The sequence below is a fragment of the Ruegeria sp. BHSB058 genome (assembly GCF_059613285.1).
In genome coordinates, this window is the sequence record NZ_JBXWSF010000089.1 from 1 (window position 1) to 15,421 (window position 15,421).

General features: G+C 60.2%; 18 protein-coding genes. 16 read left to right on the forward strand and 2 right to left on the reverse strand.

Features of this window, described 5'->3' with window-relative positions; translation table 11 throughout:
* The coding region (locus tag AC2FNB_RS17755; RefSeq protein WP_496748273.1) for a DEAD/DEAH box helicase at positions 1 to 934 on the reverse strand (934 nt) is incomplete at its 3' end.
* Positions 935 to 1,140: 206 nt separating this feature from the next.
* Positions 1,141 to 2,307, reverse strand: a complete 1,167-nt coding sequence (locus tag AC2FNB_RS17760; RefSeq protein ID WP_496748274.1) for an adenylate/guanylate cyclase domain-containing protein — start codon at positions 2,305 to 2,307, stop codon at positions 1,141 to 1,143.
* 175 nt (positions 2,308 to 2,482) lie between these two features.
* Between AC2FNB_RS17760 and AC2FNB_RS17765 the strand changes: the two genes are divergently transcribed.
* The 16 genes from AC2FNB_RS17765 to AC2FNB_RS17840 form a co-directional block, all read left to right on the forward strand.
* Positions 2,483 to 2,923 carry a GFA family protein gene (locus AC2FNB_RS17765; RefSeq protein ID WP_480750400.1) on the forward strand — a complete coding sequence of 147 codons (441 nt, stop codon included), beginning with the start codon at positions 2,483 to 2,485 and terminating at the stop codon, positions 2,921 to 2,923.
* Positions 2,924 to 3,101: 178 nt separating this feature from the next.
* Entirely contained in the window at positions 3,102 to 3,575 is a 474-nt protein-coding gene (rplO, locus tag AC2FNB_RS17770; protein WP_480750398.1) for a 50S ribosomal protein L15, read from the forward strand.
* 109 nt (positions 3,576 to 3,684) lie between these two features.
* Complete coding sequence (secY, locus tag AC2FNB_RS17775) at positions 3,685 to 5,049, forward strand: preprotein translocase subunit SecY (protein ID WP_496748275.1); 1,365 nt, start codon at positions 3,685 to 3,687, stop codon at positions 5,047 to 5,049.
* On the forward strand, positions 5,046 to 5,690 hold the full coding sequence (locus AC2FNB_RS17780) for an adenylate kinase (protein WP_496748276.1): 645 nt from the start codon (positions 5,046 to 5,048) through the stop codon (positions 5,688 to 5,690). The genes secY and AC2FNB_RS17780 overlap by 4 nt, the downstream gene beginning before the upstream one ends.
* A 203-nt stretch (positions 5,691 to 5,893) precedes the next feature.
* A complete protein-coding gene (gene rpsM, locus AC2FNB_RS17785; protein ID WP_480750392.1) occupies positions 5,894 to 6,262 on the forward strand; it encodes a 30S ribosomal protein S13 in 369 nt (122 codons plus the stop codon).
* A 14-nt stretch (positions 6,263 to 6,276) separates the two neighbouring features.
* Positions 6,277 to 6,666 (forward strand): 30S ribosomal protein S11, encoded by a 390-nt coding sequence (rpsK, locus tag AC2FNB_RS17790; protein ID WP_480750391.1) that lies wholly within the window; start codon positions 6,277 to 6,279, stop codon positions 6,664 to 6,666.
* A 116-nt stretch (positions 6,667 to 6,782) separates the two neighbouring features.
* Positions 6,783 to 7,799: a DNA-directed RNA polymerase subunit alpha gene (locus AC2FNB_RS17795; RefSeq protein WP_480521635.1), complete on the forward strand. Its 1,017-nt coding sequence runs from the start codon at positions 6,783 to 6,785 to the stop codon at positions 7,797 to 7,799.
* Between the two features lie 175 nt (positions 7,800 to 7,974).
* Complete coding sequence (gene rplQ / locus AC2FNB_RS17800; protein WP_480750390.1) at positions 7,975 to 8,400, forward strand: 50S ribosomal protein L17; 426 nt, start codon at positions 7,975 to 7,977, stop codon at positions 8,398 to 8,400.
* 150 nt (positions 8,401 to 8,550) lie between these two features.
* Positions 8,551 to 8,958, forward strand: a complete 408-nt coding sequence (locus AC2FNB_RS17805; RefSeq protein ID WP_496748277.1) for a hypothetical protein — start codon at positions 8,551 to 8,553, stop codon at positions 8,956 to 8,958.
* Between the two features lie 67 nt (positions 8,959 to 9,025).
* Entirely contained in the window at positions 9,026 to 10,411 is a 1,386-nt protein-coding gene (locus tag AC2FNB_RS17810; protein WP_480750386.1) for a trypsin-like peptidase domain-containing protein, read from the forward strand.
* A 3-nt stretch (positions 10,412 to 10,414) separates the two neighbouring features.
* Positions 10,415 to 11,728 carry a replication-associated recombination protein A gene (locus AC2FNB_RS17815; protein WP_480750385.1) on the forward strand — a complete coding sequence of 438 codons (1,314 nt, stop codon included), beginning with the start codon at positions 10,415 to 10,417 and terminating at the stop codon, positions 11,726 to 11,728.
* A gap of 63 nt (positions 11,729 to 11,791) precedes the next feature.
* Positions 11,792 to 12,172, forward strand: a complete 381-nt coding sequence (gene crcB, locus AC2FNB_RS17820; RefSeq protein ID WP_480750383.1) for a fluoride efflux transporter CrcB — start codon at positions 11,792 to 11,794, stop codon at positions 12,170 to 12,172.
* Positions 12,169 to 13,209 (forward strand): RluA family pseudouridine synthase, encoded by a 1,041-nt coding sequence (locus tag AC2FNB_RS17825; RefSeq protein ID WP_480750381.1) that lies wholly within the window; start codon positions 12,169 to 12,171, stop codon positions 13,207 to 13,209. Before crcB ends, AC2FNB_RS17825 begins: the two co-directional genes overlap by 4 nt.
* Positions 13,206 to 13,877 (forward strand): HAD-IA family hydrolase, encoded by a 672-nt coding sequence (locus AC2FNB_RS17830; RefSeq protein ID WP_480750380.1) that lies wholly within the window; start codon positions 13,206 to 13,208, stop codon positions 13,875 to 13,877. Before AC2FNB_RS17825 ends, AC2FNB_RS17830 begins: the two co-directional genes overlap by 4 nt.
* A gap of 4 nt (positions 13,878 to 13,881) precedes the next feature.
* Positions 13,882 to 14,589: an ATP12 family chaperone protein gene (locus AC2FNB_RS17835; protein ID WP_496748278.1), complete on the forward strand. Its 708-nt coding sequence runs from the start codon at positions 13,882 to 13,884 to the stop codon at positions 14,587 to 14,589.
* Positions 14,590 to 14,799: 210 nt separating this feature from the next.
* Positions 14,800 to 15,421, forward strand: a 622-nt coding sequence (locus AC2FNB_RS17840) for a transporter substrate-binding domain-containing protein (RefSeq protein ID WP_496748279.1), incomplete at its 3' end; no start/stop codon positions are given.

Sequence of the window (15,421 nt, forward strand, 5' to 3'; positions counted from 1 at the left end):
ACTCGCCGCTGCGGAACTGTTTCAGCGCTCGGTCGCGCTGACCCTGCGACTTGTTGCCATGCACGGCACCGGCGGCAAACCCGGCCTTGTCCAGCGTTTTCATCAGCTTTTCCGCGCCATGCTTGGTGCGGGCAAAAACCAGCGCCAGCTCGTCACGGTGCGAGTCCAGCATTTCGATCAGCAGGCCGGTCTTTTCCGCCTGCGCCACGAAATGCACGCCTTGGGTGATCTTGTCCGCCGGACGGCCCGGAGGCGCGGTTTCGACCCGTACAGGATTGCTCAGATAGGTGGCCGCGATTTCGGCCATCTGCTTCGGCATCGTGGCCGAGAACAACATGGTCTGGCGTTCAGTGGGCAACAGCGTCGCGATCTTGCGCAGCGCGTGGATAAAGCCCAGGTCCAGCATCTGGTCGGCCTCGTCCAACACCAGGAACCCGGTCTGGTCCAGCCGCACGGCGCGGCGCTCGATCAGGTCGATCAGGCGGCCCGGCGTGGCGACCAGAATATCGCTGCCCCGGCCCAGCCGGTTGATCTGCGGCCCCATCGACACACCGCCGACCACCAGGTCGACGCGGATGGAGGTGCGCTCGGCATAGGCGCGCAGGTTGTCCGAGATCTGTTTTGCCAGTTCCCTCGTCGGCGCCAGAACCAGCGCGCGCGCGGTCTTCGGGGCCGGGCGGCCCTCCTGCCGGATCAGCGACATCAGGATTGGCAGGCCAAAGGCCAGCGTCTTGCCGGTGCCGGTCTGCGCCAGCCCCATGACGTCGCGCCCGTTCATGGCATGCGGGATCGCCTGTTTCTGGATCGGCGTCGGCTCCGATATGCCCAGGGTTTCAAGATTGGTGATAAAGCGGGGCGTCAGCCCCAGCATGGTAAAGTCCAAAAGCCGTTCCTTTTCGGCGGGGCGGCCTATTCCGGCCGCGCAAAATGACATGTCGCGACCCCGCGGGGCCGCGTTGTGTTACGTGGTTGCGCGATGCTCTGCCGCCGGGCCGGATTGCCCAAGGCCGCGTCATTGCGCCGAACCCCGCGTGATCTGGGTGTCAGTGTGTAAAGATGAGGTGCTGCGCGGATGCGTTTCAAACACTTCGGTCGCGCGGTCTGCTCACGCCGCAGACAAGGCACCGGGGGCGTATGCTCTCAATTTGCGCCCTTGTCAACCAAAGTCTTGTCCGTGGTCTTCGGGGCGAAAACCTGTTCCGGATGCGCCAACCCCTTGAGGGCGAATTCGCCGACCGCGACGTGACCGCCATCCAGCGCGTCGGCAAACGTGCGGGAACAGAGAACCGGATGCCCGGTTTCCGAACACAGCGCCTCGATCCGCGCGGCAACATTCACAGCCTGACCCAGCACCGTGAAATCCAGCCGGCTGTGCGAGCCGACATTGCCATACAGAACCCGCCCGAAATGCAGCCCGACGCCGAACCCCAGAACCTCGGGCAAATCGGCAGCCAAAGCATGCCTTGCCGCCGCCAGTGCATTGGAACAGGCTGTGCGCTGCCCGTCATCGCCGGGGAACACGGCCAACACCCCGTCGCCCAGAAACTTCAGGATTTCGCCACCATGCTCGGTTACCGCCGTATCGATTGCCTCGAAATACCGGTTCGCCAGCGCCACCGCCTCCTCCACCGGCAAACGGGCGTTCAGCCCTGTCCAGTTGCGGATGTCGCTGATCAGGATGGCGGCCTCCATGGTCTCGACACTCCCCCGCGTGATCTCGCCGCCCAGCACCCGCTGGCTGGTGCGGGCTCCAAGATAGGCCGCGGACACGGCAGTGGACAGGATCGACAGGCGGTGGACCTCGGACAGCGGACCAAGGGCCAGCGCAATCGCCTCGATGCCCTCAATATCGGCGTCGTCAAACCCCTTGGCCCGGTCCGTCGCCGCCACCAGAATGCCTGACAGATGATCTCCGCACCGAAGCGGGACGCCGAAATAGTCGGTCGCCCCCTGCGCGCGCAATTCGTGATAGATTTCGTGATCATCGGGGGCCAGCCGCGTCAGATCCTTGCGCAGCGCTTGCCGGGTATCCGAGATCACCGCCAACGGGCTGCCCACATAGCCGCTGCGCTGTTCCAACCCGTGCGGATTGTGCACCGCCTCGACCTGTGCGACGTCCCGGTTCCAGATGGCGCTGACGGCGGCGGCAAGCGGGTGAATGGTGCGCATCGCCAGACGAATTCGCCACACCGGAGCGCCCGCGCGCCGCATCTCTGCCCCCAACCCTTCGATCAGGGCGTCCAGATCCGGCAGGGTGGCCCCCGTCCGCAACAGCCAATCCACGATTTCGCGATGATTCCAGCTCATGACAGAAGCCTAGCACGGATGCGCGGCAGACAACTGGCCCAGTTTCCATGCGGCGTGCCTATGGCCCATCTCGGCAATTCAATTTCGGGAATCACCGTTTTGTGATAAGTTTACGCCACGTAACCGGCGACGAGGTTTGCCGGTCATTTTCGTAGATCATTGAAAGGGGGAATTTATGGCTCAGGCTCTGGATGGCGGCTGCGCTCATGTGCACACGCATACGGATAATGCTCCGATCGACAATCACACCTGTCATTGCAATGTCTGCAAATCGGTAACCGGGCAGCAGACGACCCATGTCGCATTCTTCCGCCATGGCGATCTGGCGGTCGATCACCCCGAGTTGCTCAACCGGCAACCGTTCAACAAGGACAACCCCGACGGCCCGCTGGAGCTGTGCACCTGCAAGGAATGCGGGGCGCCGATCATGCTGGACGACAAGCAGGGGCGCATCCGCGTCGCGGTTCCAAATGTCATGGGCTATGACGTGGCAAGTTTCCCCGACGCGACCTATCACGCCTTCTGGGACGAAACCAAGGGATACGCCCGGCCTGACGATGGGCGCCCGGTCTATGACAGCCTGCGGCCCGACTTTGTGTGGCCGACACCGTCCTGACGCCAAACAAAAGCGAAAAACCGGGGTGAAGGGCGGCAGTTTTGCCGCCCTCTTGATTGCCGGGCGACTTGCGTCTATACGCCCCCGGTGGCCCAAAGGGTCCACAAGAATCAAAACCAAGAAACGCCGTGTTTGGCCCATCACGCTTCGGGGTCACATCCGGCTTAGGAGAAGCGACATGAAACTGCACGAACTGCGCGACAATCCAGGCGCCGCATCCAAGAAAACCCGCGTTGGCCGGGGCCCCGGCTCGGGCAAGGGTAAAATGGGTGGCCGTGGTATCAAAGGTCAGAAATCCCGCTCGGGCGTGGCCATCAATGGCTATGAAGGCGGCCAGATGCCCTTGTACCAGCGTCTGCCCAAGCGTGGCTTCAACAAGCCCAACCGCAAGGAATTCGCCGTCATCAACCTGGGCCTGATCCAGAAATTCGTCGACGCCGGCAAGCTCGACGCCAAATCCGCGATCACCGAAGACGCGCTGGTCGCGTCCGGTCTGGTCCGCCGCAAGCTGGACGGCATCCGCGTTCTGGCCAAGGGCGAGGTTTCGGCCAAGCTGAACCTCGAAGTGACCGGTGCTTCGAAAGCTGCCGTCGAGGCAGTCGAGAAAGCGGGCGGCTCACTGACGGTCACAAAAGCCGCTGCGGCAGAGTAAGCGCTTGTGAGCGGCGCGCGAGCCGCTTACATAGACCTCAGAGTTTTCCAAGACGCCGCCCGAGCCGGAAAACGGTTTCGGGCGGTGTTTTCATAAGAGAGACCGATTTATGGTATCAGCAGCAGAACAAATGGCAGCCAACACAAGCTGGGCTGCCCTTGGCAAGGCCACCGATCTGCGCAACCGCATCCTGTTCACGCTGGGTTTGCTGATCGTCTATCGTCTGGGCACCTTCATTCCGGTGCCGGGGATCGACGGAGCAGCATTGCGCGAGTTCATGGAACAGGCGGGGCAGGGCATCGGCGGCATGGTTTCGATGTTCACCGGCGGGGCGCTGGGGCGCATGGGCATCTTTGCCCTCGGCATCATGCCCTATATCTCGGCCTCGATCATCGTGCAGCTGATGACCTCGATGGTTCCCGCGCTCGAACAGCTCAAGAAAGAGGGCGAGCAGGGCCGCAAGAAGATCAACCAGTATACCCGTTTCGGCACCGTGGCACTGGCCACCGTTCAGGCCTATGGTCTGGCCGTGTCGCTGGAATCGGGCGATCTGGCCACCGATCCCGGTCTCTATTTCCGCTTCTCGACGATGATCACGCTCGTGGGCGGCACCATGTTCCTGATGTGGCTGGGTGAACAGATCACCGCGCGCGGCATCGGCAACGGCATCTCGCTGATCATCTTCGTCGGCATCATCGCCGAGGTTCCCGCCGCCCTGGCACAGTTCTTCGCGTCGGGCCGCTCGGGCGCCATCAGCCCCGCCGTGATCGTCGGTGTCATCGTGATGGTCATCGCCGTGATCACCTTTGTGGTGTTCATGGAACGCTCCCTGCGCAAGATCCATATCCAGTACCCGCGCCGCAATGTCGGCATGAAAGTGTACGAGGGCGGTTCCAGCCACCTGCCGGTCAAGGTCAACCCCGCAGGTGTGATCCCGGCAATCTTCGCCAGCTCGCTCTTGCTGCTGCCGGTGACGATCTCGACCTTCTCGTCGGGCGCCGCCAATGGCCCGATCATGTCGTGGCTTCTGGCCAACTTCGGCCCCGGCCAGCCGCTCTATCTGCTGTTCTTCGCGTCGATGATCATCTTCTTTGCGTATTTCTACACGTTCAACGTGTCGTTCAAACCCGATGACGTCGCCGACAACCTGAAGAAACAGAACGGCTTTGTTCCGGGCATCCGTCCCGGCAAGAAAACCGCCGAATACCTGGAATACGTGGTCAACCGCGTGCTGGTGTTGGGCTCGGCCTATCTGGCCGCCGTCTGCCTGCTGCCGGAAATCCTGCGCGGCCAGTTCGCCATTCCGTTCTACTTCGGCGGCACCTCGGTTCTGATCATCGTCTCTGTGACCATGGACACCATCCAGCAAGTCCAGAGCCACCTTTTGGCGCATCAATACGAAGGGCTGATCGAAAAGTCCCAGCTGCGCGGCAAGCGTAAGAAACGCGGCAGAAAGGGAGCTGCTCGTCGATGAACATCATTCTTCTCGGCCCCCCGGGGGCAGGTAAAGGGACGCAGGCGCGTCACCTGGTTGAAACACGCGGCATGGTGCAGCTCAGCACTGGGGACATGCTGCGCGAAGCCAAGACCTCGGGCACCGAGATGGGCAAGAAGGTCGCGGCGGTCATGGATGCCGGCAAGCTGGTCACGGATGAGATCGTCATCGGCCTGATCGAAGAAAAGCTGACGACCGAAAAGGGCGCGGGCTTCATCTTTGACGGCTTTCCCCGAACTCTGGCACAGGCCGACGCGCTGTCGGCGCTGCTCAGCAAGCTGGGCCAGTCGCTGCACACCGTGATCGAAATGCGTGTGGATGACGAGGCCTTGGTGCAGCGGATCACGGCGCGTTCGACCTGCGGCGGCTGTGGCGAGGTTTACAACGACATCACCAAACCGATCCCGGCAGATGGCAAATGCACCAACTGCGGCAAGGAAAATGACTTCCAGCGCCGTGCGGATGACAACGAGGAAAGCCTGCGCACCCGCCTGATGGAATACTATAAAAAGACCTCGCCGCTGATTGGCTATTACTACGCCAAGGGTGACCTGCGCCCGATCAACGGACTGGCCGACATCAAGGAAGTTACCGCCTCGATCGAAGTCCTTCTGGGTTAACGGCGCATGGGGGCTTGACGCCCCCGCCAAAAGCCCATATCGACCCCCATCCCCATTGGGAATCAACCGTGCAGACGGGATTCGTTCCGTTTGTCCGGATCACCTCGAAAATGATGCTGGACCCTCTGGCCACACTGCCACGGTCAAGCGTTGTGAAAAAAGGTTCTGGAGTTACGGAACCGCAACGAAAAGGAAAGTGACACGTGGCACGTATTGCCGGCGTAAACATCCCGACTGCAAAGCGGGTACCCATCGCCCTCACATATATCACCGGTATCGGCAACACCTCGGCCAAAGCGATCTGCGACGCCGTGGGCATCGAACAAAGCCGCCGGGTCAACGAACTCAGCGACTCCGAAGTGCTCGCCATCCGCGAACACATCGACGCCAACTACACCGTCGAAGGTGACCTGCGTCGTGAAACGCAGATGAACATCAAGCGCCTGATGGACCTTGGCTGCTATCGCGGTCTGCGTCACCGCCGCAACCTGCCGGTTCGCGGTCAGCGCACCCACACCAACGCTCGTACCCGCAAAGGCCCCGCAAAGCCGATCGCGGGCAAGAAGAAGTAAGGAGGGTCTGACCGATGGCACGCGACAAGACACGCATCAAGAAAAAAGAGCGCAAGAACATCGCATCGGGCGTCGCCCATGTGAATTCGACCTTCAACAACACCAAGATCCTGATCTCGGACGTTCAGGGCAACGCCATTTCGTGGTCGTCTGCTGGCACCATGGGCTTCAAGGGATCGCGGAAATCGACCCCCTACGCCGCTCAGATGGCTGCCGAAGATGCAGGCAAGAAGGCGCAGGAACATGGCGTCAAGACGCTCGAAGTCGAAGTCCAGGGCCCCGGTTCGGGTCGTGAATCGGCGCTGCGCGCACTGGCTGCTGTGGGCTTCAACATCACGTCGATCCGTGACGTGACCCCGATTGCTCACAATGGTTGCCGCCCGCCGAAGCGCCGCCGCGTCTGAGCGATTGCAATTACAAGCTGGGGCCGTGTTTTTGCGCGGCCCCGGTTCGCCGTTTTGAAACCTCGGGCGTCTGCACCTGATTGGTCATGGGGCGCAGACAGGAATGGAGGGATTACATGATCCATAAGAATTGGGCAGAATTGATCAAACCGACCCAGCTTGACGGCAAGCCGGGCAACGATCCCGCACGCCAGGCCACCCTGGTCGCCGAACCGCTGGAGCGCGGCTTTGGCCTGACGCTCGGCAACGCGCTGCGCCGCGTGCTGATGAGCTCGCTGCAAGGCGCGGCCATCACCAGCGTTCAGATCGACAACGTCCTGCACGAGTTCTCGAGCGTGGCAGGCGTTCGCGAAGACGTCACCGACATCATCCTGAACCTCAAGGGCGTGTCCCTGCGCATGGAAGTCGAAGGCCCCAAGCGCCTGTCGATCAATGCCAAAGGCCCCGCAGTTGTCACCGCAGGCGACATCAGCGAAAGCGCCGGCATCGAGGTTCTGAACCGCGATCACGTCATCTGCCACCTGGACGATGGCGCCGACCTGTTCATGGAGCTGACCGTCAATACCGGCAAGGGTTATGTCTCGGCTGAAAAGAACAAGCCCGAGGACGCGCCCATCGGCCTGATCCCGATCGACGCGATCTATTCGCCGGTCAAGAAGGTCGCCTATGACGTTCAGCCGACCCGCGAAGGTCAGGTTCTGGACTATGACAAGCTGACCCTCAAGATCGATACCGACGGTTCGATCACCCCCGAGGACGCGCTGGCCTATGCCGCCCGCATCCTGCAGGATCAGCTGTCGATCTTCGTCAACTTCGACGAGCCGGAATCGGCTGGCCGTCAGGACGAGGACGACGGTCTGGAATTCAACCCGCTCCTGCTCAAGAAAGTGGACGAGCTGGAACTGTCGGTCCGTTCGGCAAACTGCCTGAAGAACGACAACATCGTCTATATCGGCGACCTGATCCAGAAGACCGAAGCCGAGATGCTGCGCACCCCGAACTTCGGCCGCAAGTCGCTGAACGAGATCAAGGAAGTGCTGTCCGGCATGGGTCTGCACCTCGGCATGGATGTCGAGGACTGGCCGCCCGACAACATCGAAGATCTGGCAAAGAAATTCGAAGACGCGTTCTAAGCATCTTCGGCTGCGGCGGCGGGGCCAACCTGCCGTCGCGGGTTTTGTACAATTCGGACAAATGGGGTCTGAAAACCGGTACAAAACGAACAATCCGGGCAATCCCGCCCCAAGGTGAGCCTCTGACACGCATCGGAGGCCGGACAAAGCAAAACGCTAAAGAAGGAACTAGAAAATGCGTCACGCACGTGGTTACCGCCGCCTGAACCGCACACATGAGCACCGCAAGGCTCTGTTTGCAAACATGGCCGGCTCGCTCATCGAACATGAGCAGATCAAGACAACTCTGCCCAAGGCAAAAGAATTGCGCCCGATCATCGAAAAGCTGGTCACTCTGGGCAAGCGCGGCGACCTGCACGCCCGCCGTCAGGCCGCATCGCAGCTGAAAGAAGACAAAGACGTCGCAAAGCTGTTCGAGGTTCTGGGCCCCCGCTATGCCGAGCGTCAGGGCGGCTATGTCCGTATCCTAAAGGCAGGCTTCCGTTATGGTGACATGGCTCCGATGGCGATCATCGAGTTCGTCGACCGTGACGTCGACGCCAAAGGCGCAGCCGACAAGGCCCGCGTTGCTGCCGAAGACGCAGCCGCCGACGAAGAATAAGTCAAAAACATCTTTTTTTTCAAACCCCTGCGCACCTTGCGCGGGGGTTTTCTTTTTGGTTGATCGTACCTGACATTTTGACTGTTGGCCCTTATGGTCATGTGAAAGTCATTGCTAGGATCGAAGCACGTCGCTTTGGAAAACGGTTTTATGGCCAACACAAAAACCGCCGGGTACTCTGGCAAGCCGCTGTCGCAGAAGCTTGGGTTCAAACCGGGCTGGTCGGTTCGCTTGGTGAACCCGCCAGCATACTATCCGCAGCTCGTTGCGGACGCCCAAGACGTTCGTTTCGCCCCCGATATGGCCGAACCTGACGCGGTGCATCTATTCCTGCATGGCGGGGAAAACATCGGCCAAATCGCGTCTGAACAGATAGGTATCCTGCGCGAAGGCGGGATGCTTTGGGTGTCCTGGGCAAAAAAGTCTTCAAAACTGCATTCCGGCATTACCGAAGACGATCTCCGCACCGCAATTCTGCCGCTGGGTTGGGTCGATGTGAAAGTCTGTGCCGTAGACACAGACTGGTCAGGCCTCAAGTTCCTGCGCCGAAAGGGCTGAGTCCCGCGCTTGCATTCACGCGAACATCGCCGCATATCCCAATGGAAGTCTGCTAATGGGATCGACAATGCTCCGCCTGATACTCATCGTTTTTTCATTCCTGACGCCTCCATTCGCCGCCGCCGAAACCCGGGTGCCGCAGTCGCAGACAGAAATATCAATGGGGTTCGCCCCGGTCGTCAAACAGGCCTCGCCCGCCGTGGTCAACATCTATGCCAAGATCATCCGGCAGGGGCGATCTAACCCGTTGTTTTCAGATCCATTTTTTCGCGATTTTTTTGGCGGGGATTTCGGAGCACCGCGTCCCCGGGTGCAGAACTCGCTGGGGTCGGGCGTCATCCTGTCAGAGGACGGCTATGTCGTGTCCAACTTTCACGTTGTCGGAATGGCGTCGGAAATACAGGTCGTGACCACGGACCGGCGCGAGTTTACCGCCGAAGTGGTGCTGGGAGACGAAGAGAGCGACATCGCAATCCTGCGCCTGCAAGGCGCCGAAGGATTGCCATTCCTGAGACTGCGCGATTCTGATCACGTCGAGGTGGGAGAATTGACACTTGCCATCGGTAACCCTTTCGGGGTGGGTCAGACTGTGTCCTCCGGCATCATCTCGGGCCTTGCGCGATCCGGGACAGCAACCGGGAATGCGCGGGGGTATTTCATTCAAACCGACGCACCGATCAATCCCGGCAATTCCGGCGGTGCTTTGATTGACGTTAATGGCAATCTCATCGGTATCAACACCTCGATCCTCAGCCGCTCGGGCGGGTCGAACGGGATCGGATTTGCCATTCCGGCCAATCTGGTGACGGAATTCCTGCGTCAGGCGCGGGCCGGGAACGAGACATTCGTACGCCCCTGGGCCGGAATGGCCGGCCAGCCGATGAACGCCGATATTGCCGAGTCTCTGGGACTGGCGCTACCAGAGGGCGTGGTGATTTCGGACCTGCACCCTGAAAGCCCCATTGCCAAGGCCGGGTTCCGCGTGGGGGATGTAATCACCCATGTCGACGGGCAAGAGGTCAACTCGCCCTCCGAGATGAAGTTCCGCATGTCCGTGTCCGGGATTGGTGGTGTTTCGAAGATGACCCGCCTGCGTGGCGGCGAGAGGGTAGAGATTGAGGTAGCGATGACCGATGCTCCCGACGAACCGCCCGCCGAGGAAACGGTACTGGACAAACGGACGGCGCTACCTGGCCTGACTGTAGCGCGCCTCAACCCGGCGGTGATCTCTCGGCTTGGCCTGCCGTTGTCATTGGACGGCGTGGTCGTGCTTGACCCCGGGGCTTTTGGCGCCCGAGCGGGTTTACAGCCGGGCGACATTCTGGGGGCGGTAAACGGCGAAGAGGTAAAGCGCCCCGACGACGTGCGTCAGGCCTTGACCGATACCGGGCGCCGCGTCCGCATTGATCTGCAGCGACGTGGGCAGTGGGTGTCGCTGCGGTTCAGGATCTGAGCCGTGGCAGACCTGTTCGACACTGGCGCAAAGGAACCTGCGACCGAGCCCCCACGGCCATTGGCCGACCGGCTGCGGCCAAAGTCGCTTGGCGAGGTGATCGGACAAGAGCAGGTGTTGGGGCCGGATGCCCCGCTGGGGGTGATGCTAGCCTCGGGCAGTTTGTCGAGCCTTATATTCTGGGGTCCACCCGGTGTGGGCAAGACCACCATTGCGCGGCTTCTGGCACAGGAAACGGATCTGCATTTCGTTCAGATCAGCGCGATTTTCACCGGTGTACCAGATCTCAAGAAGGTGTTTGAGGCGGCGAAGATTCGGCGTCAGAACGGGCAGGGCACCTTACTGTTCGTCGACGAGATCCACCGGTTCAACAAGGCCCAGCAGGACGGATTCCTGCCGCATATGGAGGATGGCACTATCCTGCTTGTCGGGGCGACGACCGAGAACCCGTCATTCGAGCTGAACGCTGCCGTACTTAGTCGTGCGCAGGTTCTGGTGCTGGAACGGTTGGGTCTGGCCGATCTGGAACGATTGACTCAACGCGCGGAAAAGGAACTGGGCCGCGCCTTGCCGCTGACGGGTACGGCGCGCGAGGCACTGCAGGAAATGGCTGACGGAGACGGGCGCGCATTGCTGAACCTGACCGAACAGGTCGCGGCCTGGAAAGTGGACGGCCCGCTCGATGTCGATGCATTGGCCAACCGACTGATGCGACGAGCGGCGAAATACGACAAGTCGGGGGATGAGCATTACAATCTGATCTCGGCATTGCACAAATCGGTGCGGGGGTCGGACCCGGACGCTGCCCTTTACTGGTTCGCGCGGATGCTGACCGGTGGAGAAGATCCGCGTTATCTTGCCCGCAGGATTACCCGCATGGCGGTCGAAGATATCGGTCTGGCCGATCCGCAAGCGCAATCGATCTGCCTGCATGCGTGGGAAACCTACGAACGGCTCGGCTCGCCCGAAGGCGAGTTGGCCCTGGCGCAGGCCGTCGTCTATCTGGCACTGGCACCGAAATCGAACGGGGCCTATGTCGGTTACAAGGCGGCGATGAAACTAGCCAAGCAGTCAGGCAGTGAACCCCCGCCCAAGCACATCCTGAACGCGCCGACGTCGTTGATGAAAGATCAGGGGTACGGCGCAGGATATGCTTATGACCACGACGCCGAAGATGGATTCTCGGGACAGAACTACTTCCCTGACGGGATGAAGCGACCGGTTTTGTACCAGCCGGTCGAACGTGGTTTTGAGCGTGAGTTGAAAAAGCGGCTGGACTATTTTTCCAAGTTGCGGACTCAGCGGAACCAAAGCTGAACTGGATCTGACCGAACCCATCTGGGCTTGACTTCACGGGCGTCGCGCGCGAGAGCAACGCCAATGTTTTCTTCGGTTCTGCATGTAGCGCTTGGCGGCGCGATCGGGGCGACGCTCCGTTACCTCACCGGCGTGGGTGTGATGCGCGCGCTTGGTCCGCAGGAGTTTCCTGTGGCGATCATTCTGGTCAACGTGATTGGCTCGTTCCTGATGGGTATGTTTGTCGTGGCCGCGGCGCACCGCGGACTGCATTACCTTAGCCCGTTTGTCGTGACTGGCTTGATGGGCGGGTTCACCACCTTCTCGGCTTTTTCGCTTGAGGCAGTGACGCTGTATGAACGCGGCGCTGTGGTATACGCGGTATTGTATGTCGGGCTGTCGGTGATCCTGTCCCTGTCGGCACTGGCTGTTGGGCTTTTTGTTGCACGGGAGATGTGGGCATGAGCGTTCAGTTGATCACCATCGGGCAAGAGGATGCCGATCAGCGCATTGACCGTTGGCTTCGCCGGGTGTTCCCGCATGTGGGGCAGGGCCGGATCGAAAAGATGTGCCGAAAGGGCGAATTGCGGGTCGACGGCGGGCGAGTCAAGGCTTCGACCCGGTTGGCCGCCGGACAGGTCGTGCGGGTGCCGCCGCTGCCGGATGCCGACCAGAAACCGATCGTTCAAAGATCACGTGTTTCGGATGCGGATGCAAAGATGATCCAGTCGTGCGTGATCTATCGCGACGATCACGTTCTGGCGCTCAACAAACCGGCAGGCCTGCCGGTGCAGGGCGGCAGCGGACAAACCCGGCATGTGGATGGTCTGGCCGAGGCGCTGAGATTTGGCTATCAGGAAAACCCCCGGTTGGTTCACCGGCTGGACAAGGACACGTCGGGTGTTTTGTTGCTGGCGCGGACGCGCGAGGCGGCCAAGGGTCTGACCGCTGCCTTTCGCCACCGCAACACGCGCAAGATCTATTGGGCCTTGGTCGCTGGTGTGCCAACCCCTTATCTGGGCGAGATCAAGACCGGGCTGGTCAAGGCGCCGGGTCACGGCAAGCAAGGTGAAGGCGAAAAGATGATTGCCGTGCATCTGAAAGAGATCGACAGCACACCGGGTGCCAAGCGGGCGCACACACTATACGCCACACTTTATCGGGTGGCCGGGCGTGCATCCTGGGTCGCAATGGAGCCGGTCACGGGCCGCACACATCAGCTGCGCGCGCATATGGCGGCAATCGGGCATCCGATAGTCGGGGACGGAAAGTACGGAGGCTCCGGGCAAGAAAATTTGGGCGATGGCTGGGGCGCGCAACTTGGCGGTATCATCAGCAAGAAACTGCATCTGCACGCACGTCAGCTTTCGTTCGAGCATCCGGTGACCCACAAACCGACGACTGTCACGGCCGATCTCCCGGAGCATATGAAGGAGAGCTGGACCACATTCGGCTGGACCGAAGATCTGGCAGCCGAGGACCCGTTTGAGGCATTGCAATGACCGGTTCATTGCGACTGATCCTGTTCGATGTGGACGGCACGCTGGTGGACAGTCAGGGCTCCATCGTGGCCGCAATGAATGCTGCCTTCCAAGCGTTGTCACTTCCCGCACCCGATCGAACAGCGACCTTGTCCATTGTTGGGTTGTCCCTGCCGCAAGCCATGGCGCGTCTGGCGCCGGAGTACTCTGACAAGATTTGGCACAACCTTGTCGAAGGCTACAAAGAGGCCTATCACGCGCATCGCCTTGCGCAGGGTGCAGCAAGCTCGCCGCTCTATCCCGGCGCGGTTGACGCTTTGCAAGCGCTGCACTCGGTCCCCGAGTTTTTGCTTGGCGTGGCGACAGGGAAATCCCAACGAGGATTGGACGTGTTGCTGGAAGCGCATGGGCTGAATAGCTTTTTCGTCACCCGTCAGGTCGCAGATCACCATCCGTCGAAACCTCATCCTTCGATGATCGACACTGCACGGCGGGAAACGGGCGTCGATGCCGCCTCGACGGTCATGATCGGCGACACCAGTTTCGATATGGAGATGGCCCGGGCGGCAAATGTTGCAGGGGTTGGTGTAAGCTGGGGGTATCACGACAGATCAACCCTGTCACAAGCTAATCAAGTCATCGATGGTTTTGATCAACTCCCCTCTGCCCTGGGAAATATCTGGAACTGAATACATGAGCGATTGGAAACCGAAGCGGTTTTGGAAAGAAAGCGCCGTAGTTGAGGTCGAAGGCGGATTTACAGTCGAACTCGACGGTCGGCGGGTGAAAACTCCGGCCAAATCTGGGCTGGTAATGCCAACTGCAGGCATGGCCAGTGAAGTGGCCAGGGAGTGGGATGAACAGGAAACCGTGGTCGATCCAAACACGATGCCGTTTACGCGTTCGGCCAATGCGGCAATCGATAAGGTGCATCATCAACATGCCGAGGTTGCGGACATGTTGGCCGCCTATGGCGATTCGGATTTGCTATGTTATCGGGCAGACCAACCCGAATCTCTGGTCGCAAGGCAGGCTGCACAGTGGGACCCGGCGCTCGATTGGGCAAAAAGTGATCTCGGTGTGAGACTTGTGCCGGTTGTCGGTGTCGTTCACCAGCCACAATCTGTTACTGGGCTAGAGGAGCTCGGTGAAAAAGTTCATCGGATGAACGACTTTCAGTTAGCAGCGTTTCACGATCTTGTGAGCCTTTCAGGTTCGCTGATTCTCGGGTTTGCAGCTGCCCGGAATTGGCGCGATCCGGATGAGATTTGGCGCATTTCGCGGTTGGATGAACTTTGGCAGGAAGAGCAGTGGGGTCCCGACGAGGAAGCGCTGAAACACGCGGAAGTAAAGCGCTTGGCGTTTTTGCACGCTAAGCGGTTCTATGATCTCGCAGAATAGGTGGAAGCTTTCTGCCAAAACTGATTGACCCAAGGTCAATCGATACCAAAGCGTTATCGATTTCCCATATACTGGTCTTGACGTTTCTTGACGAATGGGACCAAACTTGAGCCCACTAAAGGGGAGAGACCTTTTGGGTAACCTTTCCGGCAAATGGGATTGCCGGTTGAACCGCCTCGGTAAGGGGTGGAAAATCAGGAAGAGGTAAATATGAAAAAATCCGTAATTTTGGGCGCGGCTACGGTTGCCGGTCTGGCTGCAGGTGCCGCAGCGGCAGGAACCATGGACGACGTCAAGGCGCGTGGCAAGCTGAACTGCGGTGTGACCACCGGTCTCGTTGGCTTTGCAGCGCCTGATGCAAATGGGGAGTGGAAAGGCTTTGACGTGGCCGTGTGCCGCGCTGTGGCAGCCGCAGTACTCGGCGATGCCAATGCCGTTGAATTCGTGCCGACCACTGGTAAAACCCGCTTTACCGCCCTGGCATCGGGCGAAATCGACATGCTGGCGCGCAACACCACTTGGACCTTCAGCCGTGACGTCGACCTCAAGTTCGAATTCACCGGGATCAACTATTATGACGGTCAAGGCTTTATTGTGCCTAAAGCGCTGGGCGTAAGCTCGGCCAAGGAACTGGACGGGGCGACCGTTTGTATCCAGACCGGCACCACAACCGAGCTGAACCTGGCGGATTTCTTCCGCTCGAACAACATCAGCTATGAGCCGGTTCCGATCGAAACCAACGCGGAAGGCCAGCAACAGTATCTGGCGGGCGCCTGTGATGCCTACACCACCGACGCGTCTGGCTTGGCAGCCACCCGCGCCACTTTCGAAA

What these genes read in the sequence shown, in the direction of transcription:
- AC2FNB_RS17760 (WP_496748274.1), bottom strand. Translation starts at nt 2,307, where the DNA reads ATGAGCTGGAATCATCGCGAAATCGTGGATTGGCTGTTGCGGACGGGG.
- AC2FNB_RS17765 (WP_480750400.1), top strand. Translation starts at nt 2,483, where the DNA reads ATGGCTCAGGCTCTGGATGGCGGCTGCGCTCATGTGCACACGCATACG.
- rplO (WP_480750398.1), top strand. Translation starts at nt 3,102, where the DNA reads ATGAAACTGCACGAACTGCGCGACAATCCAGGCGCCGCATCCAAGAAA.
- secY (WP_496748275.1), top strand. Translation starts at nt 3,685, where the DNA reads ATGGTATCAGCAGCAGAACAAATGGCAGCCAACACAAGCTGGGCTGCC.
- AC2FNB_RS17780 (WP_496748276.1), top strand. Translation starts at nt 5,046, where the DNA reads ATGAACATCATTCTTCTCGGCCCCCCGGGGGCAGGTAAAGGGACGCAG.
- rpsK (WP_480750391.1), top strand. Translation starts at nt 6,277, where the DNA reads ATGGCACGCGACAAGACACGCATCAAGAAAAAAGAGCGCAAGAACATC.
- AC2FNB_RS17795 (WP_480521635.1), top strand. Translation starts at nt 6,783, where the DNA reads ATGATCCATAAGAATTGGGCAGAATTGATCAAACCGACCCAGCTTGAC.
- rplQ (WP_480750390.1), top strand. Translation starts at nt 7,975, where the DNA reads ATGCGTCACGCACGTGGTTACCGCCGCCTGAACCGCACACATGAGCAC.
- AC2FNB_RS17805 (WP_496748277.1), top strand. Translation starts at nt 8,551, where the DNA reads ATGGCCAACACAAAAACCGCCGGGTACTCTGGCAAGCCGCTGTCGCAG.
- AC2FNB_RS17810 (WP_480750386.1), top strand. Translation starts at nt 9,026, where the DNA reads ATGCTCCGCCTGATACTCATCGTTTTTTCATTCCTGACGCCTCCATTC.
- crcB (WP_480750383.1), top strand. Translation starts at nt 11,792, where the DNA reads ATGTTTTCTTCGGTTCTGCATGTAGCGCTTGGCGGCGCGATCGGGGCG.
- AC2FNB_RS17825 (WP_480750381.1), top strand. Translation starts at nt 12,169, where the DNA reads ATGAGCGTTCAGTTGATCACCATCGGGCAAGAGGATGCCGATCAGCGC.
- AC2FNB_RS17830 (WP_480750380.1), top strand. Translation starts at nt 13,206, where the DNA reads ATGACCGGTTCATTGCGACTGATCCTGTTCGATGTGGACGGCACGCTG.
- AC2FNB_RS17835 (WP_496748278.1), top strand. Translation starts at nt 13,882, where the DNA reads ATGAGCGATTGGAAACCGAAGCGGTTTTGGAAAGAAAGCGCCGTAGTT.